The sequence below is a fragment of the Nocardioides szechwanensis genome (assembly GCF_900103935.1).
Lineage (GTDB): Bacteria > Actinomycetota > Actinomycetes > Propionibacteriales > Nocardioidaceae > Nocardioides > Nocardioides szechwanensis.
The window spans coordinates 350900-374662 of the sequence record NZ_FNIC01000002.1; the positions used below are offsets into that span (position 1 = coordinate 350900).

The following is a 23763-nucleotide window of genomic DNA, read 5'->3' on the forward strand; positions in this document are numbered from 1 at the left end:
AAGACTCAGCGGCCCACAACTGGTAGTGAGACCACCGTGTCGTCGATGACCACCGCGCCCGGGGTGCGTGAGCCCATGGTGGCGAACGTGTCGCTGACGGGCGAGGCGATCAGGTAGAGCGTCTGGCCGGCGGGCACGTTGACCGCGACCGAGGGCAGCACGATCCGGCGGACGACTCCGGTGACCGGGTCGACCTCGCGGATCGGGAGCACGTTGTTCTGGATCAGGTGGGCGTCCAGCGGCGTCGTGCCGATGGCCAGGCCGTAGAACGCACGGTTGTCGGTGCCGAGCGCGGTCACGCTGCCGGTGAGGTACGGCGACCCGGCGATCCGGATCGGGCCCTCGACGACCGGGTAGGGCACCGGAGCGCCGGCCGGTCCGGCGGTCGTGGCGACCGTGCCGACGGCGTACGTCGTGTTCGGTGCGACCGAGGAGACCGTCGTGCAGGTGCTCGTGGGCGTGGCGAGGTGGATCTTGCCCAGGCCCCGCATCTCGATCGGCTCGCGCTTGAGGTTGGCGTCGAAGAACTTCACGGTGAGGTCACGGAAGTCGCCGCCGGCGAGCCGCTTGCTGCACGGGTCGGAGGTGACGTTGACGCCCTGGGGGAGCACCGAGGGCAGCACGTGGCCGCCGTTGTAGCCGATGAACATGCTCTGCTTGCGGGCGCGCTTGGTGATCGCCTTCTGCCAGTTGGCCAGGCCCTGCTGGAGCGGGAACAGCGAGTCGGTGGTGCCCTGGCCGAAGAGGACCGGGATGTCGAGCTTGCGGCCGTGGTCGACGTGCCACTTGGGGCCGTTCTTCTCGAAGAACTTCACGAGGTTCTCGCTGCCGGGGGTCGAGCCGTCGGGCCACTGGCCGGTGGCGCTCCCCTCGACCAGCGCCTTGTAGATGTTGTTGGGGAGGGCCTGCGCCGGCACCGACGCGGCGCTCAGCGCCAGCGCCCACTCCGTGCGGACGACGCCCTCGGGCGCCAGGCTCTGGGAGAGGTCGTGCCAGGTGATCTCGGGCGCGAGCGCGTCGAAGACCGGCTTGCCCTTGACCCGCAGCTCCTCGAAGGCACCGACGAACTGGTAGCCGCCGCCGTAGCTGCCGCCGATCGCGCCCAGGCGCGGGTCGCCCTTGGCGTCCTGCTGCACCCAGGTCAGGCGGCTGATCAGGGCGACCAGGGCGCGGACGTCGCGGCCCTCGTAGGCAGGGTTCTCGACGTGCGCCTTGCCGCCGGACTCGCCCCACCCGCGCTGGTCGAACGAGAGGACGCCGTAGCCGGCGCTCGTGAGCTCGGTGAACTCAGCGGCGTCGGTCGTGCGTGAACCGCCCCAGCCGTGGCTGTGCATGACCATCGGGACGCGCTTGGCGGCGGTCGCGCCCGCCGGCCGGAAGATCGAGTAGCAGATCTTGACCGGCGTGCCGCCCTTCGTCTCGGGGGCGCTCTTGAGGCAGCCGTCGGTCACCGTCACCTTGGCCGCTGCGGCGGGGGCCACCGCGGGCGCCGCGCTCGTCGGTACGGCGGCAAGACTTGCGGCGAGCAGGGCGGAGCCGAGCGGCAGGGCCAGGAGCGAGCGAGGCGTCATGCCCTGCTCAACTCCCACGAGTGGCGGAGGTCACGGAATGTGACCGCGGTCACGACGTCACGCGCAGGGGGTGTCGCCGAGGATCGCCAGGCCGCTGCGGTCTCCGGGCCCGAGCTCGGTCACCCCGGTCTCGGCGTACATCAGCTCATCGGGGTCGTCGACGTGGTCCAGGCCGACGAGATGGCCGAGCTCGTGCACGATGATCGCGCGCTGCTTGCGCTCGGTGCCGATGGCGGGCTCGAGGTCCTCGAAGGCGTCCTGGTCCAGGACGACCCGGCCGGTGACGTATGTCTCGATGAGCCCGTTGCCGCGGCTCATCGGTCCGGCGAGCCCGGCCACGTCCCCGGCCAGGCCGCTCACCTCGTCCTCGTCCGCCCAGCCGACCAGCACGGGCTCGGGCCGGCCGCCGATTCCGAATCGGCCCTCGAAGTCGCGGTCGTCGGTCTCGCCGCCGTAGTCGAAGAGGAGCCCGGTGGCCTCGCTGATGGTCGTGACCGCCTCGTCGACCAGGTCCTCCCAGTCGTCGGGCGCGCCGTCGGGGTTGACGACGTACTCGATCGGGTCGCAGGGGCTCCAGCCGATCGGCTGGTCGGTGCCGCGGCGGGTGGCGAGGAACGCGTAGTCGCCGCGGCCGTCGCCGTCCACCGCGGCGCCGAGACGGTCGGCGCCGATGCCTAGCCACTGCCGCACCTGGGCGGCCCCGGGGCTGAGGTTGAAGAGCGCGAGCGCGACCACGACGCACGCCGTGACCCCGACGGTCGCGAAGGTCCGTCGGCGGTCAGTGCTCACGCGGCCTACGCGCTCACGTCGCGGCGGGCGGCTGCGGGGCGGCTTGGGAAGCGGGCCGCGGATCGGCGTCACCGTCCCACCGTCCAGGCCGACGTCGACGCTGTCGTCGGTGGTCTCGAGGGCCCGGATCTCGCGCAGCAGCTCGCGCTGCCACTGCTCCTCGGCGCGACGCCGCGACCGCCTGAACCCGCCCACGCCCGAAATCATGACCCACGAGCGGTTACGGTGCGGCCGTGACCGTCGCAGCGCCGCCCTGGAACGCCTTCGTCGCGGGCGACAACCTCGACGTGCTGCGCACCCTCGAGCCGGCGAGCGTCGACCTGGTCTACATCGACCCGCCCTACAACACCGGCAACGGGTTCGCCTACCACGACGACATCCGCGGCGACGACGACAACGACCGCCACCAGGCGTGGGTCGCGATGATGCGCCCTCGCCTCGAGGCGGCCCGTTCGGTGCTCGCGCCGACGGGCGCGATCTTCGTGAGCATCGACGACAACGAGGCGGCGTACCTCCGGCTGTTGATGGACGAGGTGTACGGCGCCGGCAACCTGCTGGCGCAGATCGTGGTCAACCTCAACCCCAAGGGCCGCCAGCTCGGCAAGGGCTTCGCGACCAGCCATGAGTACCTGCTCGCCTACGCACGTGACGCCTCGATGTGTGTGCTCGACGCGAGCACGTCGGAGACCGTGAGCGAGCACGACTTCCCGCTGACCGACGACGACGGTCGCCGCTTCCGGCACCTGCCGCTGCGCAACACCAACAAGAAGTTCAACCCCGCGACCGCGCGCACGCTGCACTTCCCGGTCTGGGGCGACCCGGCCACGGGCGCGGTGCGCACGGCGCCGTTCGACGGCGCGGTCGAGGTGCTGCCGGTCTTCGGGGACGGTACGCCGGCGGTGTGGCGCTGGAGCCGGCCGCGGATCGACGAGCGGCCCGACGACCTCGTCTGTCGGACCGTCAAGGGCGTGCGCGGCGAGCGGGTCGACGTATTCCAGAAGGACTGGCTCCACCGCGACACCCCGGGCGGGCGGCGCAAGAAGCTGCGCACCATCTGGATGTCGGAGGAGGTCGGCTCCACCGACACCGCGGTCGCCGAGCTGAAGGAGATCCTCGGCCACGTCTTCGAGTCGCCGAAGCCGACCGGGCTGATCCGGCGGATCCTCGGAACCATGCCGGCGGACGCGCGGGTGCTCGACTTCTTCGCCGGCAGCGGTACGACGGGGCACGCGGTCGCGCTGGCCAACGTCGCCGACGGCGGCACCCGCACCTGCCTCTCGGTGAACTCCACCGAGCCCACCCGGGTTGGCTCCAACGCCCAGCTCGCCGGCTACGCCGCCGTCGCCGACATCACCCGCGCCCGGCTGCTTGCCGTGGCCGAGGTCGTCGGTGGTGGGTTCGTGGACCTGACGGACTAGCGGCCGCACATGGCATCGGGCCTGGCGACGAACTCAGATCCCGAGCCCGTCACCACGATGGTCGCGAAGGGCCTGTTGTCCTTGAACATCACCCGGGTCTCGGTGCCGGATCCGACGTAGCCGATAGGCGAGGCCCGCCGCGCGAGGAAGGCGGAAGCCTCGTCCACTGGCAGGTCGTCGTTCAGCTCACGGAACCCGTCCAGGACACCCTCGACGGCCTCGTCGGGGGTGGTGCCTCTGCTGATGCCGATGACCCACGAGGGCCCTAGGCCCGGTGAGCATGGGGGGTCTGTGATCGTTTCGCCCCGCCAGTAGCCCTCGGGGTCGGTGACCGTCATCGTCACCTCTTCGTCGGGGTCGGCGATCCCCGGCGGGTCGCAGGCCAGGGTGATCATGCCCGGCGCCAGCGGGAGGGTCCAGGTCTGTGGCTCAGCGGGCAGTCGCTGGCCGCCTCCGAGGGCTTCGCCCGAGAAGCCGCCGTCCGAGAAGTAGCTGAGTGACGTGCCGGGCGGCATCGTGCTCGAGACGACCAGCACCACACCGTTGTCCTGAGCTGTAATCGTGGTGGCGCTGAGGGTCACGCCTTCGGGAGTGCAGACAACCTCGACCTGGTCAGGGAGGCCGGTCGGCACGACCGCCGGGGCGGTCTTGGTGTCGTCGGGCATCGCCACAACCGCGATCCCGGAGCCGACCACGAGCGCCGCGGCCAGCCCGGCACCTGCGGTGACGGCCCGACGTACGCGACGGCGGTGGGTGCCGCGGGCGACAACCTGGTCGAGGTCCAGTGGGTCGGGTGGCGGGTCGGCGACCAGGCCCTCGAAGAGCGTGCGGACGTCGTTCATGATGTCTCCTCCTGATGGGCCGCCAGCACGCCGCGCAGCACCTCGAGGCCGCGGCTGGTCTGGCTCTTGACGTTGCCGGTGCCCACGCCGAGTGCGTGGGCGGTCTGCTCGACCGAGAGGTCCTCCCAGAACCGCAGCACCAGGACCGCCCGTTGGCCGGGAGCGACTTCGCGCAGGGCCGCGAGCACGCGTTCCCGCTCGCCCAGCTGCTCCTCGGACCACCCGACCTACGACGCGTCCGGCAGCTCGGCCCGGGAGTCCTCGCGCCGTGCTGGCCGGCGCCGATGGTCGAGGTAGAGGTTGAGCAGGATCTTGCGGACGTAAGCGTCGGGCTGGCCACCGCGCGCGACCCGCGGCCAGACCGCGTAGGCCCGCGTGAGGGCATCCTGGACGAGGTCGTCGGCGAGGTGCCAGTCACCGGACAGCAGGTACGCCGTCCGGCGCAGGCGGGAGCGGCTCGCCGCCGCCCAGTCGCGGAAGTCGGTCTCCGAGTCCGGTGCCATGCCCTTCACACGGGATCTGTGCCCTCGGAGGTTGCACCCGTCCGGAGCCGCTCCACCACCAGCCGCAGCGGCGGCCAGTCCTCGCGCCCGCGGCGGGTGACGGCGTACGCGCGCAGGACGACGCCGGGGTCGCGCAGGGGCAGCACCCGGACGCCGCGCTGACAGCGACGGGTGCGGGGGAGGAGGCCGACGCCGAGGCCGGCCAGGATCAGGTCCTCGACCAGGTCGAGGCTGTCGATCTGGTGCTCGATGCGCGGCGTGAAGCCGGCCATCGAGGCCAGGGTGCGCACGGCGTCCTCGTCGGCGGTGTTGCGGGAGTTGACGATCCAGGGGTGGTCGGAGAACGCGGCGAACACCGCGGCCGCGTCGCCGCCCGGTGCCCGGCCGTCGGAGGGCACACCCAGCCCCCACTCGACGTCCCAGAGGTGGATGGCGTCGAGGTCGCTGCGCAGCCCCGCGGGCGCCAGGTTGTAGTCGTAGGTCAGCGCGAGGTCGACATCGTCGGCGGCGAGCAGGTCGAAGGCCTCGAGCGGCTCGTACTCGTGGACGTGCACGCGCACGCGGGGGTGTGAGGCGCTCAGCGCGTCGACGACGGGCAGCAGGGAGCGTCGTACGGCGGTCGCGAAGCCGGCGACGCGGACGGTCCCGGCCGGCTCGGCGTCGGGGCCGAGGTCGAGGCGGGCGGCCTCGACGGCCGCCAGGATGGTGACCGCGTGGTCGGCCAGCCGCCGGCCTGCGGGGGTGAGGCGGACCCTGCGGCCGTCGGGCTCGACCAGGGGGGTGCCGGCCTCGCGGGCGAGGGCCGCGAGCTGCTGGGACACCGTGGACGTGGTGTAGCCGAGCTCCTCGGCGACCTGACGCATCGAGCCGAGGCGGGAGAGCTCGAGCAGCAGCCGGAGGCGGCGGACGTCCATCCAGTCAGTGTCCACGAATCATGAACGGTATGTCCATGATCCTCACGTGGACGTGAACGATTCTCAGCGGTCTACTGGACCCATGACCGCACGCACCGGGGCCTCGATGGCCGTCGTCTCCATGCTCTGCGTGCAGCTCGGGCTGGCCGTGTCGGTAGGCCTGATCGACGACCTCGGGGCCGAGGGAGCCGCCTTCCTCCGACTGGCCTGGGCGGGCGTGATCCTGCTGGTCGTCGTGCGGCCGCGCCGCTCGGACTTCTCGCGTCGCTCGTTCTGGACCTGTGTGCAGCTCGGCGTGGTCACCGCGAGCGTGACGATGCTGTTCATGGCCGCGCTCGACCGCCTGCCGCTCGGCACGGCCAGCGCGCTGGAGTTCCTGGGGCCGCTCGGCGTCGCCATCGCGCGCGGGCAGGGCGGCCGCAAGCTGTGGCCGGCGCTCGCGGCGGTCGGCGTGCTGCTGCTGACCCAGCCGTGGAGCGGCGCCGCCGACCCCGTGGGGGTGGCGTTCGCCCTGGGTGCGGCGTGCTGCTGGGCGGCGTACATCCTGCTCACGCAGCGCGTGGGTGACGAGGTCCTCGGCATCAAGGGGCTCGCGGTCTCGATGCCGGTCGCCGGCCTGGTCGCGACCGCGGTCGCGGGGCCGTCGACGTTCGGTCACCTCACCCCCGAGCTGCTGCTGATCGGCGTCGGGCTGGCGATCCTGTTGCCGGTGGTGCCGTTCACGCTGGAGCTGTTGGCGCTGCGCCGGCTCACCACCTCGGCCTTCGGCACGCTGATGAGCCTGGAGCCGGCGTTCGCCCTGGTGATCGGGTTCATCTTCCTGAGCCAGGCGCCCGGCTGGCTCGCGGTCGCGGGCGTGCTGTTCGTGGTCGCGGCGGGCATCGGTGCCGAGCGCACCGGTGCCAGGGAGCTAGAGCCCGGCAGCCTTCTCCAGGTGGCCTAGCTCGTCGTCGAGGTGGGTGAGCAGGCGCTGCAGGTGGGGGACCGTGCGCCGGCAGCCCGTGAGGCCGAACGCCATGTTGCCGTCGTACGACGTGCAGGTGATGTTGAGGGCCATCCCGTTGATGGGGATCGACAGCGGATAGGTGCCGAGCAGCTGGGCGCCGTTCCAGTAGTGCGTGGTGCGCGGGCCGGGCACGTTGCTGATGATCAGGTTGTACGGCGGCCGGACGATGCCCTGCATCCGCAGCAGCGGGGTCAGGATCGCCGGCGCCTGGCCGATCGCGCTCATCGCCAGGATCTGCATCGGCGTCATCGACGAGAGCGCCTCCTTGCCGTCCTTCATGGACCGGTGGATGGTCGCGAGACGCCGGGCCGGGTCGGCGAGGTCGGTCGCGAGCTGGACCATCACCGCACCCACGGCGTTGCCGCCCTCGGCGGAGGCGACCTGCGACTGCTTGGCGTTGAGGCCGACCGGCACCATCGCCACCAGCGGCGCCTCGGGCAGGGCATCGAGCTCGGTCAGGTAGGTGCGTACGGCGCCGCTGCACATCGCCATCACCACGTCGTTGATGGTGGTGCCGGTCGCCTTGCCGATCTCGCGCAGCCGCTCCACCGGCCAGTCCTGGGCGGCGAAGCGGCGCGACCCCGTGATCGACTGATTGAAGATCGTGCGCGGTGCGTAGAGCGACAGCGCCGACGTCTCGTTGCGTAGCCCCTTGCTGAGCGTCTTCACCAGCGCGCCGGGCATGCCGGCCGCCTCGGCGGTGATGCCCAGCGCCGTACGCAGCGCCTGGACGGGTACGTCGGCCAGGCTGGTCTCGGCGCGCTCCAGCTCGCGGCTGGACCGGGCCGTCGGGCGGACGCCCCACGGTGCGGGCATGTTGCGCTTGTCGGGATCGGTCGAGAGCACGCTGGCCAGCAGCCGCATCGCGGAGACGCCGTCGACCAGGGCGTGGTGCGTCTTGGTGTACATCGCGACCCGGCCGTCGCGCAGCCCCTCGATGATGTGCGCCTCCCACAGCGGCCGCTCGCGGGCGAGCCGGGTGCCGTGCAGGCGGGAGCAGAGCTCGAGCAGCTCGCGCACCCGGCCGGGCTTGGGCAGCGCGCTGTGCCGGACGTGGTGCTCGATGTCGAACTGCTCGTCGGGCTTCCACACGTACTGGCCAGCGGTGCGCACCGACCGGTAGGGCCGCTTGAGGAAGAGCGGCGCGATCTCGTCCTCCTGCCGCATCTGCTCGAACATGTCGCGCACGTAGTTGCGGCCCGCCCCCTCCGGCTTCTTGAACAGCTGGAGGCCACCCACGTGCATCGGCATGCTGCGGTTCTCGGCCAGCAGAAATCCGGCGGACGTGGGATCGATGGGAGTGACCATTGGGCGAACCTAGGCGATAGTCGTTCCAACGGCCACGTCACTCGGCCATATCGCTCGGCCATATCTCTCGGGGAGAACCATGCTGCGTCGTACCGCTCAGCTCCTGATCGCACCGTTCCTGGCCGTCGGACTGGTGGCGGTCCCGTCGGCGGCGTTCGCCGAGGACTACTCCGCACCGCTGACGACCGCGATCGCCGACCTGCCGGTCGCCGCCGAGGTGCGCACCGGCTACGCCCGCAGCCTCTTCCCGCACTGGGTCGACGCCGACGGCGACGGCTGCAGCACCCGCAACGAGGTCCTGATCAGCGAGGCCGACGACCCGGTCACGGTCGGCAGCGGCTGCTCGCTGTCCGGCGGACGTTGGTACTCCTACTACGACCAGGTCTCGTGGACGAACCCCAGCGACGTCGACATCGACCACATGGTGCCGCTGGCCGAGGCCTGGGACTCCGGGGCCCGCTCGTGGTCGACCGCCACCCGTCAGGCCTACGCCAACGACCTCGGCGACTCCCGGTCGCTGGTCGGGGTCACCGACAACGTCAACCAGGCCAAGGGTGACCAGGACCCTGCCGAGTGGCTGCCGACCTACAGCAAGTGCCGCTACCTGCGCGAGTGGGTCGCGGTGAAGCACCGCTGGCGGCTGAGCGTCAACAGCGGCGAGAAGTCGGCGCTCTCGTCGCTCGCGTCCGGGTGCACGAACTCCACGATCACCGTCACTCTGGCTCGATAGTCGGCCAGATAACGTCCACAGGTCGGGTTACCGGCCACCGTCTCCACAGCGGGCCTTCACGAGGCTGCTGCCTGTCCCTCGCCGCTCCTAGCGTCCGGGCCATGAAAACTCTTCTCTCAGCCCTGTCCGCTCTCACCGCTCTCGTCGCCGGCGTGCTCTGCGCGCCGGCCCTCGCCTCCGATGGCGCCCCCGACCGTGCCTACGAACCGCCCCCCAAGACGATCATCGGGGTCGAGGGCGACAAGGCCAACGGCTTCGGCATCTACTACTACGACGGCACCTCGATCTTCCCGCCCACCGACTCCGAGGCCTATGCCGAGTGCGGTGAGTACGACCGCTACGTCGACCGCGTGCGCTGCCGCACCGAGGTCCGCGTCTGGTACCGCGACCTCCGCGACCTCCAGCGCTCCATCGACTACGCGAGGTCGCAGTGACCGGGTGAGACGATGCGCCCATGGAGGCGCGCCCGCTCGACCGCATGTGGACCCGCGGGCGGTCCTCGATGGGCGAGCGTCTCGCCCGCCTGAGCTCCAAGCGCTGGCAGATCGCGCAGTGTGCGCTGGCGGCGGGCGTGGCGTGGTTCGTCGCGGCCGACCTGTTCGGCCACGACACGCCCTTCTTCGCGCCGATCGCGGCGGTGGTCAGCCTCGGTACGTCCTACGGGCAACGCCTGCGGCGAGTCGCCGAGGTCACCCTCGGCGTCGCGATCGGGGTGTTCGTCGCCGACCTGCTGGTGATCCAGCTCGGCTCGGGCGCGTGGCAGCTGGTGCTGATCGTCGGGCTGGCCATGACGATCGCGTTCCTGCTCGACGGCGGGCAGCTGTTCGTCACCCAGGCGGCGGTGCAGTCCATCGTGGTGAGCACCCTCCTGCCCGACCCCGGAGCGGCGCTGACCCGCTGGACCGACGCCCTGATCGGCGGCGGCGTGGCGCTGGTCGCGGCCACGGTCGCGCCGGCCGCACCGCTGCGGCGTCCGCGGGAGCAGGCGGCGAAGGTGATGGAGAAGGTCGCCGAGCTGTTGCGTGCCGCGGGCGAGGTGATGGTCGACGGCGAGGCCGACCGGGGTCTCGAGCTGCTCGCCCACGCCCGGGCCACCGACCACCTGATCCGCGAGCTCCAGTCGGCCGCCGACGAGGGGATGTCGGTGGTGGCGTCGTCGCCGTTCCGGGTGCGCCACAAGGGCAACCTGCGGCGGATGAGCGACCTGGTCGACCCGCTCGACCGGGCGCTGCGCAGCACCCGCGTGCTGGTGCGGCAGACCGCCGTCACCGCCTACTACCGGCGCGCGGTCCCGCACTCCTACTCACAGCTCGCCGCCGAGCTCGCCGCTGCCGCGGAGCTCGTGGCCCAGGAGCTCGCGGCCGACCGGATGGCTGAGGCGGCGCGGCCGGCGATCCTGGCCGTGGGCCAGGCCACCGGACAGGTCGAGCGCTCGGAGGTCCTCGCCGCCGAGGTGATCCTGGCCCAGCTCCGCTCGATCGTGGTCGACCTGCTGCTGCTCACCGGCATGGACCAGATGGAGTCCTCCGACGCGCTGCCGCCACCACCACGATGACCAGTCGGTGGGTGCTCCACGTCGACCTCGACCAGTTCATCGCGGCGGTCGAGGTGCTCCGGCGCCCCGAGCTGGCCGGCCTCCCGGTGGTGGTGGGCGGTCGCGGAGACCCGACGGAGCGCGGCGTGGTGTCGACGGCGTCCTACGAGGCGCGCGAGTTCGGCGTCGGCTCGGGCATGCCGCTCCGGCTCGCCAAGAAGAAGTGCCCCGACGCGGTGTTCCTGCCGGTTGACGGGCCGGCCTACGACGCGGCCTCGGTGGTCGTCATGGACACCCTGCGCTCGCTGGAGTGGGACGGCGTCCCGGTCGACGTCGAGGTGCTGGGCTGGGACGAGGCGTTCATCGCCGCGCGCGAGCCGGCCGAGGGACAGGCCGAGGGACAGGTCGAGGGGCGGGTCGAGGGGCGGGCCGACGACCCGGTCGCGTTCGCCGAGCAGATCCGCGCCGAGGTGCTCGAGGCGACGAGGCTCCACTGCTCGGTGGGCATCGGCAACAACAAGCTCCAGGCCAAGATCGCGACCGACTTCGGCAAGCCGCGCGGGGTCTACACGATCACCGACGACACCTGGAACGCCCTGATGGGCGACCGGCCGACCCGGGCGCTGTGGGGGATCGGCTCCCAGACGTCGAAGAAGCTCGCCGCGCTCGACCTCCATACCGTGCGCGACCTCGCCGGGTCCGACGTACGCGTGCTGGCTGCGGAGCTCGGACCCACGATGGGGCCGTGGTTCCACCGGCTGGGCCGGGGCGTCGACTCCAGCCCGGTCGACCCGACGCCCTACGTGCCGCGGGCGCACGGCCGCGAGGAGACCTTCCAGACCGACCTCGAGGTCTGGACCGAGGTCGAGGACGCTGCCCGTCGTCTCACCCGGAAGGTCGTCGCCGACATCGACGCGGAGGGCCGGCCGGCGGCCCGGGTCGGCATCAAGGTGCGGTTCCGGCCGTTCTTCACCGTGACTCGCAGCCTCACCCTCCCGGCGCCGACCAACGACCCCGAGGTGCTGGCCGCGGCCGCGGTCGAGCTGCTCGGCCGGGTCGACCACGACCGACCGGTCCGTCTGCTCGGCGTCCGCCTCGAGATGACGGCGCCCGAAGGCGGCTACTAGCCGAGGCCGGCGCGGAGCTCGAGGACCACCGAGTCGACGACCGCGACCAGGTCGCCGCCGGTGCGCTCGGCAACCGCCCGCTGCCGTTGGTACGACGCACCGCGGGCCGGGATGTCGCTCACCGAGGCCAGCTCGGCGGAGCAGCCGAGCCGCTCGGCGACCGGCTCCAGCCGGACCAGCAGGTCGGCGAGGTCGTCGGTGACCAGCCGCTCGTCGGAGGCGGCGTCGACGATCACGATCGCGTCGAGGCCGTAGCGGGCGGCCCGCCACTTGTTCTCCTGCACGTGCCACGGCGGCAGGCTGGGCAGGGTCTCGCCGGCCGCGAGCCGGGTGTCGAGGTCCACCACCAGGCAGTGCATCAGCGCGGTCAGGCCGGCCAGGTCCTCGACAGTGGAGATGCCGTCACAGACGCGGTTCTCGAGCGTGCCCAGGTGGCACGCGGGGCGCAGGTCCCAGCGGATCTCCGACAGGTCATCGATGACGCCGGTGGTGAGCTGGTCGCTGGCGAAGCTCTCGAACTCCGCCCAGGTGGCGAACTGGAACGGCAGCCCGGCGGTCGGCAGCTGCTGGAACATCAGGGCCCGATTGGAGGCGTAGCCGGTGTCGACGCCGGCCCAGATCGGCGAGGACGCCGAGAGGGCCTGCAGGTGCGGGTAGTAGTTGAGCAGCGCCGACAGCACGGGCATCACGCGGTCGCGGTTGGGCATCCCGACGTGCACGTGCACGCCCCAGATCAGCATCTGCCGCCCCCACCACTGGGTGCGGTTGATCAGCTCCGCGTAGCGGTGCCCCTCGGTCAGCTCCTGCGCGGTCCACGACGCGAACGGGTGGGTGCCGGCCCCGAAGAGGTCGAGCCCGAGCTCGTCGGCGGCTGGTACGACGGCCGCGAGCGTCTCGCGCAGGCTGGCCATCGCCTCGGGCACCGTGCGGCACACGTCGGTGACCACCTCGACGGTGTTGCGCAGCATCTCCTGGTGGAGCCGGCTCGGGTCACGCAGCCGCGGCCGCGCTCGTGCGAACAGGTGCGAGGCGTCGTTGCGCAGGTCGCGCGTCCGGCGGTCGACCAGGGCGAACTCCCACTCCACACCCAGGGTCGGCTCCGGCGAGCCGCGGAAGTCGATGCGCACGCGGCAAGCGAAGCACATCGCTCCTCAGCGGTGCGCCAGCAGGTTGAGCCAGGTGCCGGCGCTGCCGTCGAACGGCGCGGCCTCGTCGAGCACCGCGCGGTGCACGCGCTCGGCGGTGGCGACCGCGAGCTCGACGATCTCGTCGGGGTAGCCGAGCTCCACGCGGTGCTGCGCGAACTCGTCCTCGTCGTCGACCCACACCCGCCCCGCCGTACCCCGGATGACGTCGAGGTCCAGGTCGACCGCGTGAACCTCGAACCGGTCCCAGTACGGCGGCGTGGTCATGTCGACGTAGGTGTGCACCGGTCCGTGCGCGGCGTGGAAGGTGGCGACCCAGCCCCGCTCGGCGTTGGCGCCCGGGGCTGGCACCAGGATGACCTGGTCGACCGGGGCGACGTAGTCGGCGCCGGGCCGCGACATCGTGCTGCCGGTCGACAGCCCGATCCAGTCACCGTGGTGGTCGGACCCGAGCAGCACGCCGTCGAACTCCCAGTGCGGTCGCCGCCCCCACTTGGTCATCACGACGCGTACGACGTCGCCGGGCGCAGGGGTCACGCGCACCGTTCTAGCAGGCTCGTCGGTGAGTGGGTCACACCACCTTCGCGGGCTGGACCTTCTTCGCCGCGCGGGCCACGACGTCCTGGTAGCGCGAACCGGTGAGCTTGGCGAAGTGGTGCAGAGCGTGGGCGTCAATGCCGACGAGGACCCGCGCCTTGTTGGCGAGGATGCCCTTGACGATGATCTCCGCGGCCTTCTCCGGCGTCATCCGCGCGAGCTTCTTGTCGAAGAGTTCGGCCGTGGCCACCTTGTCCTCGCTCGCCGAGACCCGGGCGTTGCGGGCGATCGCGGTCTTGATGCCGCCGGGGTGCACTGCGGTGACACCGACCGCGTGGCCGGCGACGAGCATCTCCTCGCGCAGCGCCTCGGTCATCCCGCGCACGGCGTACTTCGTGGCGTTGTAGGCGCTCTGGCCGGGCATCGAGATCAGCCCGAAGAGCGACGACAGGTTGACCACGTGTCCGTCGCCGGACGCGATCAGGTGCGGGAGGAACTCCTTGGTCCCGTGGACGACGCCCCAGAAGTTGATGCCGACGATCCAGTCCAGGTCGTCGTAGGTGAGCTCCTCGAGGTCGCCGGCCAGCGCGACGCCGGCGTTGTTGATGATCACGTTGACCCGGCCGAAGTGCTCGGCCACCGCGGCGGCGTACGCCGTGAACGCGGCGCGGTCGGCCACGTCGAGGCGGTCGCTGCGGACCTCGCTGACGCCCGCGGCCTTGACCTGCTCGACGGTCTCGGCCAGGCCGGCCTCGTCGACGTCGGAGATCGCGAGCAGCGAGCCTCGTCGGGCCAGGTCGAGCGCGAGCGCGCGCCCGATGCCGGAGCCGGCCCCGGTGATCACGACGACCTTGCCGTCCAGCGTCCTCATGAGTAGGCCTCCACGTCGAAGGACGACAACCGGCGCCGGAAGTCCACCGTGGAGCGTGGCCACAGTGTGGTGTTGCGCCCGTGCTCGTCGAGGTACCAGCTCTGGCAGCCGCCGGTGGTCCACACCGTGCGCTCCATGCGCTTCTGCAGGCTGCGGTTCCAGCGGTCGGTGTCGGCCTGGGACGGCTCCAGCGCGGTGAGGCCGTCGCGGCGCATGGTCCGGATCGCGTCGCGCAGGTAGGCCACCTGCGACTCGATGATGAAGATCATGCTGGTGTGGCCCTGGCCGGTGTTGGGGCCGACGAGCATGAACAGGTTGGGGAACTCCGGGACCGTCGTGCCCTTGTAGGCGGCCATGCCGGTCTCACGCCAGCGGTCGGCCAGCGTCTGCCCGGTGCGACCGGTGATGTGCTCGGTGAACGGCAGCTCGGTCGTGTAGAAGCCGGTCGCCACGACCAGGACGTCGACCTCCCGTTCGACGCCGTCGTCGGTGACGACCGCGTTGCCGGTGACCTTGACGATCCGGTCGGTGACCAGCTCGGTGTTGTCGGCGTCGAGGGCGGGGTAGTAGGTGTTGGAGCGCAGCACCCGCTTGCACCCGAACGCGAAGTGCGGCGTCACCTTCTCGCGCAGGGCCGGGTCCTTGATCCCCTTCTCGATGTTCTTGAGCGCGACCTTGCGGGCCGGGGCGGCGATCTTGGGCTCGATCGTGAACGCCGGCACGTAGGCCTCGTGCGCCCAGTAGAGCCCGGTGCGGTAGAGCTTCTGCAGGCCCGGGAGTCGGCGAAGCGCCAGCCGCTCGAGCCGGCTGTAGGGCCGGTCGTTGCGGGGGATGATCCAGGGGGCGGTCCGCTGGTAGACGTCGAGGTGGCCGCCCGTGGCCTCCAGGGTCTTCTGGAGCTCGGGGATGATCTGGATGGCCGACGCCCCGGTGCCGATGATCGCCACCCGCTTGCCGGACAGGTCGACGTCGTGGTCCCACTGCGCGGAGTGGAAGAGGTCGCCCTGGAAGGTCTCCAGGCCCTCGATCTCCGGCAGCTTGGGTGCCGAGAGGCCGCCGGCGGCGACGATCAGGAAGCGCGCGGACCAGACGCCGTTGGGCGTCGTCACGGTCCACCGCTCGGTTCCGGCGTCCCAGGTGGCGTCGTCGACGGGGGTGTCGAAGACGAAGCGGTCGAGCGTGCCGGACTCGGCGGCGACCCGCTTGATGTAGTCCTGGATCTCGGGCTGGGGGGAGTAGGAGTTCGACCAGTCGTAGGCGGCGAACGAGTAGGAGTAGAGCTGGCTCGGGACGTCGCAGGTCGCACCGGGATAGGTGTTGTCGCGCCAGGTGCCCCCGACGTCGACGCCCTTCTCGATCACCACGAAGTCGGTCTCGCCGTCCTCCTGGAGCTTGATCGCCGCGCACAGGCCGGCGAAGCCGGCGCCGACGATCAGGTGGTCCACGCTCTTGGTGTTCATGGGGACCGACCGTATTGCCGTTATTGAACAAGTGTCAATATACTGGGCGCCGTGACGGCAACCACACGCACGCGGCTCTCGCCCCAGGAGCGCCGGTCCCAGCTCCTCGACCTCGGCGTCCGGCTGCTGGCCACCCGGTCGCTCGACGAGCTGTCGATCGACGTGCTCGCCGAGGAGGCCGGGATCTCGCGTGGCCTGCTCTACCACTACTTCGGGAACAAGCACGCGTTCCACGAGGCCGTCGTACGACGGGCGGCCGACGACCTGATCGCCCAGACCGCACCGCCGGTCGACGGTGACCCGATCGAGCGGCTGCTGATCTCGGTGACCGCCTACGTCGACTACGTCGTGGCCAACTACGAGGGCTACCTGTCGCTGGTCAAGGGCGCGGCCGGGGGCAACGACACGCTCCGCGAGATCTACGACGAGGCCCGCTCGGCCCTGACCGACCGGGTGTTCCGCGAGGACGCCCAGGCTGGATCGGGACTGGGCACGATCATCACCGACACCCCGACCAACCGGCTGCTGGTGCGCGGCTGGTCGGCGATGTCCGAGGAGCTGGTGCTCACCTGGCACGCCCACCCCACCGGGGTGAGCCGCGACGAGCTGATCGCGATCATGGCCACGTCGCTGCCGGCCCTGGTCGCGGCTCAGCCCGACGCGTAGCTAAGGTCGTAGAGCGTGACGCCGTCGACGGTCGTCGCCTCGAAGCTCTCGGCCACCCAGGTGCTGATCTCGGAGGTACCTCCGCCGGCGATGAAGTAGTGGATCTCGCCGCGGGCCACGTGGTCCTGGAACTCCGCGAGGGTCGGGCTCGGGTCGGTGCCGTTGAACCCACCGATCGGCATCACCGGCTCCTCGGTGGCCAGCTGGTAGCCGGAGGCCGAGTTGGCGCCGACGGTCGCCGCGACCCAGGTGTAGTCGTCGGCGTCGGCGAGCAACAGCTCGGTCAGGGCGTCGGTCGGGGCGCTGCCGTTGAGCAGGCCGCCCATGCCTCCGCCCATGCCTCCGCCCATGCCCCCGCCCATGCCCCCGCCCATGCCCATGGGTCCGTCCGGCGTGGTCTCACTGGGTCCGGCGCTGGGGATGGAGCCGGTGTGGGCGGTGGCCGCCGTGGCCAGTGAGTACGCCGTTGGGCCGGCGAGGGCCGCGACCAGTGCGGTCGCGGCGACGACGGCACCCACCCGGCGCGGCAGGTGCCGCACGCCGACGACCATCACGGCGGCGGCGAGGCCGAGCGTGGCGACGACGTACTTGAGCCAGGGGAGCCAGTCCGGGGTGCGGTCGAGGAGGAAGAAGGCGAAGGCCACGGTGAACGCGGTGGCCGCGCCGAGCAGCGCGGTGGCGACGAGCGAGTCACGGCGCCGCCACAGCGCCCAGGTGCCGATGCCGACCAGCGCCGCGATGGCCGGGGCGAGCGCGACGGTGTAGTAGGCGTGGTAGATCCCGGCCATCAGGCTGAACGTGAGGGCGGTGACGACGAGCCACGTGAGCCACAGCGTGACCGCCGGACGAGCGCGCCGGGCGAAGAAGAGCGCGGCCGCGCCGAGGACCAGCGCCGCGGGGATCAGCCAGGCGACCTGGCCGCCGTTCTCGGAGCCGAACATCCTCAGGAGGCCGGTCGAGCCCCAGCCGTTGCCGCCGCCGACGGAGCCGGCCTCCTCGCCGGTGATCCGGCCGAGACCGTTGTAGCCGAGGGTCAGCTCGAGGATCGAGTCGTCCTGCGAACCGCCGATGTAGGGCCGCGAGCCGGCCGGCCAGAGCTCCACCACCGCGATGTACCAACCGGCGGCAGCGACCATCGCTCCGAAGGCGACCAGCAGGTGTCCGAGCCGGCGCCACAGCGGCACGGAGGCGAAGAGCGCGTAGACGAGCGCCAGGGCCGGCAGCACCAGGAAGGCCTGGAGCATCTTGGTCAGGAAGGCCAGCCCCACCAGGGCGCCGCCCAGCGCCAGCCAGCGCACGGCGTGCTCACCCTCGAGAGCGCGCAACGTGGCGTAGGCGGCGCCGACCAGGAGCAGGGTGAGCAAGGCGTCGGGGTTGTTGAAGCGGAACATCAGCACCGCCACCGGCGTCAGCGCGAGCGTCGCTCCGGCCAGCAGCCCGGCCCACGCGGAGCCCGTCGTACGACGGACCGTGGCATGCAGGAGAGCCACGGCGCCGACCCCGAAGAGCGCCTGCGGCACCAGGATGCTCCACGAGGACAGCCCGAACACCTTGACCGAGAGCGCCATCGGCCAGAGCGCCAGGGGCGGCTTGTCGACGGTGATCGACCCCGCGGCGTCCGAGGCGCCGAAGAACAGCGCGCTCCACGACTCCGAGCCGGCCTGGGCGGCGGCGGAGTAGAAGGAGTTCGCCCAGCCGGACTCGCCGAGGCCCCAGAGGTAGAGCACCGCTGTCGCGACCAGCAGCCCGGCCAGGGCCGCCCGCTCCGGCTCGACCCTGACCCGTCGGCGGGAGGCGGTGGCCGGGGCCGCGAGGTCGTGGGTGTTCTCGGCCGGTCGGGTCGGCGCCGTGATCGTCATGCAGCCGACGATCGCCGCCCCCGCTGGGAGGACGGTCAGGCGAACCTGTCAGCCACCTGTGACCACGGCGGCGAGCTGGTCGAGGCCCCAGCCGAGGTCCTCGGCGGAGACGACGAGCGGCGGGGCCAGACGGATCGTGGAGCCGTGGGTGTCCTTGACCAGGACCCCGCGAGCCATCAGGGCCTCGCAGACCTGGCGACCCGTGCCGACGGCCGGGTCGATGTCGACGCCGGCCCACAGCCCGCGGACGCGGACGGCGAGGACGCCGTGGCCGACCATGGCCTCGAGGCGCTCACGCATCAGCACGCCGAGCTCCTCGCCGCGGCGCTGGAACTCACCGGTCGCGAGCATGCCGACGACCTTGCGGCCGACGGCGCAGGCCAGCGGGTTGCCGCCGAAGGTCGAGCCGTGCTGGCCGGGCTTGAGCACGCCGAGGATGTCGCGGTCGGCGACGATCGCCGACACGGGGACGATGCCGCCGCCGAGCGCCTTGCCCAGGATGTAGATGTCGGGGACGACGTCCTCGTGGTCGCAGGCGAAGGTGCGGCCGGTGCGGCCCAGGCCGGACTGGATCTCGTCTGCGGCGAAGAGGACGTTCTCGCGGGTGCAGGCCTCGCGGATGCCGCGCAGGTAGCCCTCGGGCGGGATGACCACGCCGCCCTCGCCCTGGATGGGCTCGACGAGCACGGCCACGGTGTTGGCGTCGATGGCCGCCTCGAGCGCCGCGAGGTCGCCGTAGGGAACGGTGACGAAGCCGGGGGTGAAGGGACCGAAGCCGTCGCGGGCGACAGGGTCGTCGGAGAAGCCCACGATGGTGGTGGTGCGGCCGTGGAAGTTGCCGGACGCAACGATGATCTTCGCCTGGTCGGCGGGCACGCCCTTGACCTCGTAGCCCCACTTGCGGGCCACCTTGATGGCGGTCTCGACGGCCTCGGCGCCGGTGTTCATCGGCAGCACGAGGTCCTTGCCGCACAGGTCGCCCAGCTCGGCGCAGAAGTCGGCGAACTGGTCGTGCACGAAGGCCCGGCTGGTCAGCGTCATCTTGTCGAGCTGCTCGTGGGCGGCCTCGATCAGTGCCGGGTGGCTGTGTCCGAAGTTGAGCGCGGAGTAGCCGGCGAGCAGGTCCAGGAAGCGGCGACCGTCGACGTCGGTCATCCAGGCGCCCTCGGCCTCGGCGAGGACCACCGGGAGCGGGTGGTAGTTGTGCGCGGTGCGTTCCTCGGCGCGGGCGAACTCGGTGGCGGTCGTCGGGGCTGCGGTCACGGTGGTCGTCATCTCGGCTCGTCTTTCGTCGCGTCAGGGTGGGGCAAAGATTGTCAGACAATCTGGTGCCAACACTAGCGCAACCGGACCAGAATCCTGGTGTTCCCGGGTGCGCTGTCGAGACTGACGGTGCCGCCGTGCGCGGCGACGATCGCCTGCGCCAGCGCCAGTCCCAGGCCGACGCCACCCTCGCGGTTGCGGGCGGCGTCGCCGCGGGCGAACCGCTCGAAGGCGTGCTCCAGCAGCTCGGGCGGGAAGCCGGGGCCGTCGTCGCGCACCTCGAACCCGCGACCGTCCAGGGCGACCGTGATGTGGGTGCCCGGCGGGGTGTGCTTTCGGGCGTTGGTCAGCAGGTTGGTGACCACCTGGTGCAGGGCCTGCTCGTCGCCCGTCACCTCGACGGACTCCTCAGGGAGGTCCAGCGACCAGCGGTGGTCGGGCGAGAGGACCCGCGCGTCCTCGACGGCCTCGAGCAGCACCCGCGTCAGGTCGACCGCCTCGTGCGCGAGCGGGCGGCCGGCGTCGAGACGCGCGAGCAGCAGCAGGTCCTCGACCAGCCGGGTCATCCGCGCCGACTCCTCCTCGACCTTGCCCAGCGCCGTCGCGGCGGCTTCGGCGTCGCCCGGCCGGCGGCGCGCCAGCTCGGCGTAGCCGACGATCGTGCTCAGCGGCGTCCGCAGCTCGTGGGACGCGTCGGCCACGAACTGCCGGACCTGCTGCTCGCTGCGGTGCCGCGCGGACAGCGAGGTCTCGACGTGCTCGAGCAGCGTGTTGAGGGCCGAGCCGACCTGGCCCACCTCCGTGCGCTCGTCAGTGAGGTGGTCGGGGACGCGTTCGGTGACGCCGATGTCACCGGACGACAGCGGCAGCCCGGCGACGGCGTGGGCGGTCTCGGCGACCTCACGCAGCGGCCGCAGCTGACGTCGTACGACGGTCGAGGCGAGCGCGCCCGTGGTCACCAGCCCGAGCAGGGTCAGCAGCAGTTCCCAGCGCACCACCGAGGCGACCGCGTCGTCGACCGCCTTGGTCGGCAGGCCGGTGACCTGGTCGTCGTCGACGGTCACCCGGTAGCTGCCGTGACCCGGGACCTCGATGCTGTGCACCTCGCCGTCGTCGGGGACGTCGGCAAGAACCTCGAGCGCCTCGTCGGAGAGCTCCTCGCCCTCGAAGCGCTGCTCGGTGAGGATCTCGCCGGCGCCCAGGTCCGGGAACGCGACGAGCGTCCCGGGCTCCTGGTTGCCGAAGTCGCCGCCGGGAGGCGCACCCGGGGGCCCGCGCCGGGCCGACGACTGCACCTTGTCGTCGAGCTGGCCGTTGAGGTAGCTGCGCATGGCCAGCGCCGTCGCACTGCTGATCAGCAACGCGGCGACCGCGACCAGCGCGACGGTGGCCAGGACCAGTCGCGACGTGAGCGAGCGGGGCAGGCTCACGGCTGGCTCACGGCGTGGGGCTTCAGGACGTAGCCGGCACCGCGCATGGTGTGGATCATCGGCTCCCGGCCGGCGTCGACCTTCTTGCGCAGGTAGGAGATGTAGAGCTCGACGACGTTGGCCTGCCCGCCGAAGTCGTAGTTCCAGACCCGGTCGAGGATCTGGGCCTTGCTCAGGACCCTGCGCGGGTTGCGCATCAGGAAGCGCAACAGCTCGAACTCGGTGGCCGTCAGGCTGATCTCCGCGCCGTCGCGGAACACCTCGTGGCTGTCCTCGTCGAGGGTGAGGTCGCCGACCGTGAGCACCGACGACGTCTGCGCCTGCTGCGCACCAGCTCGGCGCATCAGCGCGCGCAGCCGGGCCACGACCTCCTCCAGCGAGAACGGCTTGGTGACGTAGTCGTCGCCGCCCGCGGTCAGCCCGGCGACCCGGTCCTCGACGGCGTCGCGGGCGGTGAGGAAGAGGACCGGCACGGAGGGGTCGGCCGCGCGCATCCGGCGCAGCACCTCCAGCCCGTCGAAGTCGGGCAGCATCATGTCGAGCACGACCGCGTCGGGGCGGAAGTCCTTCGCGGTGCTGACCGCCTTGGTGCCGGTGTGGGCGGCGGCCACCTGCCAGCCCTCGTAGCGCAGCGCCATCGAGATCAGCTCGGCGATGTTGACCTCGTCGTCGACGACGAGGACGCGCAGCGGGGAGCCGTCGGCGCGGAGGAGGTCGGGTTGCTCGGGTGCCATGGGCACCACTCTGATGCCAGACGCTGTGCGTTTGCTGTGAGCGCGCCTTCATTGCGCCGTCACCTCCCGCACACAGGTGGTCCACAGGGAGACCCGCGAACGTCGGTGCCATGAATGACAACTTCGATGAGCAGCCCCCCACAGACCCGGCCACCGACCCGGCCACCGAGGCCGGGCCCGACCAGCAGCCTGCCGAGAAGACCAAGCCCGGCTGGCGCCACCGCGTGCTCGGTATCCGCGGTGTCGCCGCCGTGGCGATCGCCAGCCTGATCCTCGGCGGCGCCGGAGGCGCGGCGCTCGGTGCGCTCAGCAACGGCTCCGACAACGACGGCGGACGCGGCGGCTTCGGCCCCGGGAACGGGCCGGGAAACGGGCCGGGAAACGGGCCGGGACCCTTCCAGCAGCAGCAGGCGCCCCCGGGCGGCAACGGCGGCGGACCGCCGGCGATGACCCCGCAGGACGACGTTCAGCCCGACAGCAGCGGCGCCACCGACAGCTCGGGAGACACCACCTAGCCCAGCATGTCCCTCACGGCGAGCGAGGCGAAGACCATCGCGGAGCCGAGCGGCGCCCCCGGACCTGGGTAGACCGGGCCGAAGACCGAGGCCGCCGAGTTGCTGGAGGCGTAGAGGCCGGGGATGGCGGAGCCGTCCTCGCGCAGCACGCGACCGGCGCTGTCGGTGACCAGGCCGCCCTTGGTGCCGAGGTCGGAGAGCACGAAGCGGGCGGCGTAGAACGGCGCCTGGTCGCAGGGGGTGAGCGCCTTGTTGGGGCCGGTCCCGCCCGCGAAGAACGTGTCGTACTCGTCCTCGCCGCGACCGAAGTCGTCGTCCTTGCCGGTCTCGCAGAAGCCGTTGAACCGCTCGACCGTCGAGGTCAGCGCGTCCGTGGGTACGCCGATGGCGTCGGCGAGCTGCTCCAGCGTGTCGGCCTGCACCCAGGTGCCGGCGGCGAGGTGGTCGGCCGGGTCGCCCTCGGGCATCGCGATCGCGGGCAGCCGTCCGCCCTCGCGGGAGTCGAAGACGAACCACGACGGCACCCGTGCGTCGTCCCCGTCGAAGGCAGGAGCCATCTCGCGGCCGAAGCGGTCGTAGGGCAGGCACTCGTTGGCGTAGCGGCGACCGTGGGCGTCGACCATCAGGCCGCTGCGGAAGCCGAGGGTGAAGGAGCCGCTGCCGTCGGGGTGCTCCAGCCCGGGACAGAACCAGCCGACGGCGCTGAAGTCCGCAGCCGCCCCGAGGGTGATGGCGGCCTCGATCGGCTCGCCGGTGTTGGTGCCCTGCGGCGCCATCGTCCACGCCACGTCTCCCGGTACGCCGTGCTGCTCGCGCAGTGCCTGGTTGCCCTCGAACCCGCCGGCGGCGACCAGGACCCCACGGGAGGCGCCGAACGTGACCGGTCCCTCGGGGGTCATCGCGGCCACACCGGTGACCCGCCCGGTGTCGTCGGTGAGCAGCCCGGTGACCGGCAGGTTGGTGCGGATCTCGCCGCCCTCGCGCACCACGACGGCGGCGAGCCGGGCGATCAGTGACTGGCCGCCGCTGAGGGTGTTGCGGCCCGGCTCCCCGGCGCGGTCGCGCTCCACGGGCGGGCGGACCAGGTCCGCCACCTCCGCAGGCAGCTCGCCGCGCTTGATGTTGGTGGGCTGGATGGACCTGCCGAACGGCACCCGGCCCGGGGCGTCGTAGTACTCCGGGAATGGCAGCCACTCGAAGTCGATGCCCTCATCGGCCTCGAGCTCGGCGACCAGCTCCGGAGCGTGCGCGAGGAAGGCTTCCACCTTGGCGGCATCCGGGTCCTGGAGGATCGCGGCGAGGTAGGTCCGCGCCGACTCGGTCGAGTCGGGGATCCCCGCGCGCTGCTGCACCTGGCTGCCGGGCAGCCAGCAGGCGCCACCGGAGTAGGCCGAGGTGCCGCCGATCATGGCCGTCTTCTCGACGACGAGCACCGAGAGCCCCGCCCTGGCGGCCACCGCGGCGCCGGCCAGGGCGCCGCCGCCGGAGCCGACCACGACCACGTCGTACTGCTGCTGCCCGTCCTGCATCTCCATCACCGC

At 71.8% G+C, this 23763-nt stretch carries 24 protein-coding genes; 8 read left to right on the plus strand and 16 right to left on the minus strand.

Annotation, left to right across the window (positions count from 1 at the left end; genetic code table 11):
* Positions 1–5 precede the first annotated feature (5 nt).
* Together BLR90_RS06920 and BLR90_RS06925 are read right to left on the minus strand one after the other, a co-directional pair.
* Entirely contained in the window at positions 6–1571 is a 1566-nt protein-coding gene (locus tag BLR90_RS06920; RefSeq protein WP_091023876.1) for an alpha/beta hydrolase, read from the minus strand.
* A gap of 57 nt (positions 1572–1628) precedes the next feature.
* On the minus strand, positions 1629–2555 hold the full coding sequence (locus BLR90_RS06925; protein ID WP_091023878.1) for a matrixin family metalloprotease: 927 nt from the start codon (positions 2553–2555) through the stop codon (positions 1629–1631).
* A 38-nt stretch (positions 2556–2593) separates the two neighbouring features.
* On the opposite strand from BLR90_RS06925, the gene BLR90_RS06930 reads away from it, so the two are divergent.
* Positions 2594–3778 carry a site-specific DNA-methyltransferase gene (locus BLR90_RS06930; RefSeq protein WP_091023880.1) on the plus strand — a complete coding sequence of 395 codons (1185 nt, stop codon included), beginning with the start codon at positions 2594–2596 and terminating at the stop codon, positions 3776–3778.
* Here BLR90_RS06930 and BLR90_RS06935 read toward each other — a convergent pair.
* From BLR90_RS06935 to BLR90_RS06945, 4 genes are read right to left on the minus strand one after another with little or no spacing between them, the layout of a single operon-like run.
* Positions 3775–4620 (minus strand): hypothetical protein, encoded by an 846-nt coding sequence (locus BLR90_RS06935; RefSeq protein WP_091023881.1) that lies wholly within the window; start codon positions 4618–4620, stop codon positions 3775–3777. The genes BLR90_RS06930 and BLR90_RS06935 overlap by 4 nt on opposite strands.
* The gene (locus tag BLR90_RS21415; RefSeq protein ID WP_245715195.1) at positions 4617–4808 is read right to left on the minus strand and encodes a sigma factor-like helix-turn-helix DNA-binding protein; all 192 of its coding nucleotides are present in this window, start codon (positions 4806–4808) and stop codon (positions 4617–4619) included. The genes BLR90_RS06935 and BLR90_RS21415 overlap by 4 nt, the downstream gene beginning before the upstream one ends.
* A 39-nt stretch (positions 4809–4847) precedes the next feature.
* The gene (locus BLR90_RS21420) at positions 4848–5123 is read right to left on the minus strand and encodes a sigma factor (protein WP_245715196.1); all 276 of its coding nucleotides are present in this window, start codon (positions 5121–5123) and stop codon (positions 4848–4850) included.
* A gap of 5 nt (positions 5124–5128) precedes the next feature.
* Positions 5129–6037, minus strand: coding sequence for a LysR family transcriptional regulator (locus tag BLR90_RS06945; RefSeq protein WP_091023883.1), 909 nt, complete (start codon positions 6035–6037; stop codon positions 5129–5131).
* Positions 6038–6119: 82 nt separating this feature from the next.
* Between BLR90_RS06945 and BLR90_RS06950 the strand changes: the two genes are divergently transcribed.
* On the plus strand, positions 6120–6980 hold the full coding sequence (locus BLR90_RS06950) for an EamA family transporter (RefSeq protein ID WP_170254404.1): 861 nt from the start codon (positions 6120–6122) through the stop codon (positions 6978–6980).
* Here the strand turns inward: BLR90_RS06950 and BLR90_RS06955 are convergent.
* Positions 6948–8351, minus strand: coding sequence for a WS/DGAT/MGAT family O-acyltransferase (locus tag BLR90_RS06955; RefSeq protein WP_091023885.1), 1404 nt, complete (start codon positions 8349–8351; stop codon positions 6948–6950). The two genes, BLR90_RS06950 and BLR90_RS06955, sit on opposite strands and share 33 nt — an antisense overlap.
* 79 nt (positions 8352–8430) lie before the next feature.
* On the opposite strand from BLR90_RS06955, the gene BLR90_RS06960 reads away from it, so the two are divergent.
* From BLR90_RS06960 to BLR90_RS06975, 4 genes are all read left to right on the plus strand, one after another.
* Positions 8431–9081, plus strand: coding sequence for an HNH endonuclease family protein (locus tag BLR90_RS06960; RefSeq protein ID WP_091023887.1), 651 nt, complete (start codon positions 8431–8433; stop codon positions 9079–9081).
* A gap of 101 nt (positions 9082–9182) precedes the next feature.
* The gene (locus tag BLR90_RS06965) at positions 9183–9515 is read left to right on the plus strand and encodes a hypothetical protein (protein WP_091023889.1); all 333 of its coding nucleotides are present in this window, start codon (positions 9183–9185) and stop codon (positions 9513–9515) included.
* 20 nt (positions 9516–9535) lie between these two features.
* On the plus strand, positions 9536–10636 hold the full coding sequence (locus tag BLR90_RS06970; protein WP_091023891.1) for an FUSC family protein: 1101 nt from the start codon (positions 9536–9538) through the stop codon (positions 10634–10636).
* Complete coding sequence (locus tag BLR90_RS06975) at positions 10633–11742, plus strand: DNA polymerase IV (RefSeq protein WP_091023893.1); 1110 nt, start codon at positions 10633–10635, stop codon at positions 11740–11742. Before BLR90_RS06970 ends, BLR90_RS06975 begins: the two co-directional genes overlap by 4 nt.
* On the opposite strand, the gene BLR90_RS06980 is transcribed toward BLR90_RS06975, so the two are convergent.
* Genes BLR90_RS06980 through BLR90_RS06995 form a run of 4 tightly spaced genes read right to left on the minus strand, consistent with a single transcriptional unit; the run spans position 11739 to position 15755 of the window.
* The gene (locus tag BLR90_RS06980; RefSeq protein ID WP_218029481.1) at positions 11739–12869 is read right to left on the minus strand and encodes a glutamate--cysteine ligase; all 1131 of its coding nucleotides are present in this window, start codon (positions 12867–12869) and stop codon (positions 11739–11741) included. The two genes, BLR90_RS06975 and BLR90_RS06980, sit on opposite strands and share 4 nt — an antisense overlap.
* 24 nt (positions 12870–12893) lie before the next feature.
* Positions 12894–13424 carry a ribonuclease FAU-1 family protein gene (locus BLR90_RS06985; protein ID WP_143016136.1) on the minus strand — a complete coding sequence of 177 codons (531 nt, stop codon included), beginning with the start codon at positions 13422–13424 and terminating at the stop codon, positions 12894–12896.
* 34 nt (positions 13425–13458) lie between these two features.
* Positions 13459–14295: an SDR family NAD(P)-dependent oxidoreductase gene (locus BLR90_RS06990; protein WP_091023899.1), complete on the minus strand. Its 837-nt coding sequence runs from the start codon at positions 14293–14295 to the stop codon at positions 13459–13461.
* Entirely contained in the window at positions 14292–15755 is a 1464-nt protein-coding gene (locus tag BLR90_RS06995; protein WP_091023901.1) for a flavin-containing monooxygenase, read from the minus strand. The genes BLR90_RS06990 and BLR90_RS06995 overlap by 4 nt, the downstream gene beginning before the upstream one ends.
* A gap of 51 nt (positions 15756–15806) precedes the next feature.
* Here BLR90_RS06995 and BLR90_RS07000 point away from each other — a divergent pair, with 51 nt between their 5' ends.
* Positions 15807–16421, plus strand: coding sequence for a TetR/AcrR family transcriptional regulator (locus BLR90_RS07000; protein ID WP_245715197.1), 615 nt, complete (start codon positions 15807–15809; stop codon positions 16419–16421).
* Here the strand turns inward: BLR90_RS07000 and BLR90_RS07005 are convergent.
* The 4 genes from BLR90_RS07005 to BLR90_RS07020 all read right to left on the minus strand — a co-directional run bounded on the left by BLR90_RS07005 (position 16406) and on the right by BLR90_RS07020 (position 21707).
* A complete protein-coding gene (locus BLR90_RS07005; RefSeq protein WP_091023904.1) occupies positions 16406–18280 on the minus strand; it encodes an ArnT family glycosyltransferase in 1875 nt (624 codons plus the stop codon). The genes BLR90_RS07000 and BLR90_RS07005 overlap by 16 nt on opposite strands.
* A 48-nt stretch (positions 18281–18328) precedes the next feature.
* Positions 18329–19555 carry an ornithine--oxo-acid transaminase gene (rocD, locus tag BLR90_RS07010; RefSeq protein WP_091023906.1) on the minus strand — a complete coding sequence of 409 codons (1227 nt, stop codon included), beginning with the start codon at positions 19553–19555 and terminating at the stop codon, positions 18329–18331.
* Positions 19556–19617: 62 nt separating this feature from the next.
* Entirely contained in the window at positions 19618–20973 is a 1356-nt protein-coding gene (locus BLR90_RS07015) for a sensor histidine kinase (RefSeq protein ID WP_091023908.1), read from the minus strand.
* Complete coding sequence (locus BLR90_RS07020) at positions 20970–21707, minus strand: response regulator transcription factor (RefSeq protein ID WP_091023910.1); 738 nt, start codon at positions 21705–21707, stop codon at positions 20970–20972. The genes BLR90_RS07015 and BLR90_RS07020 overlap by 4 nt, the downstream gene beginning before the upstream one ends.
* A 110-nt stretch (positions 21708–21817) precedes the next feature.
* Between BLR90_RS07020 and BLR90_RS07025 the strand changes: the two genes are divergently transcribed.
* The gene (locus tag BLR90_RS07025) at positions 21818–22222 is read left to right on the plus strand and encodes a hypothetical protein (protein ID WP_091023912.1); all 405 of its coding nucleotides are present in this window, start codon (positions 21818–21820) and stop codon (positions 22220–22222) included.
* On the opposite strand, the gene BLR90_RS07030 is transcribed toward BLR90_RS07025, so the two are convergent.
* A complete protein-coding gene (locus tag BLR90_RS07030) occupies positions 22219–23757 on the minus strand; it encodes an FAD-dependent oxidoreductase (RefSeq protein ID WP_218029483.1) in 1539 nt (512 codons plus the stop codon). The two genes, BLR90_RS07025 and BLR90_RS07030, sit on opposite strands and share 4 nt — an antisense overlap.
* Between the last annotated feature and the right edge of the window lie 6 nt (positions 23758–23763).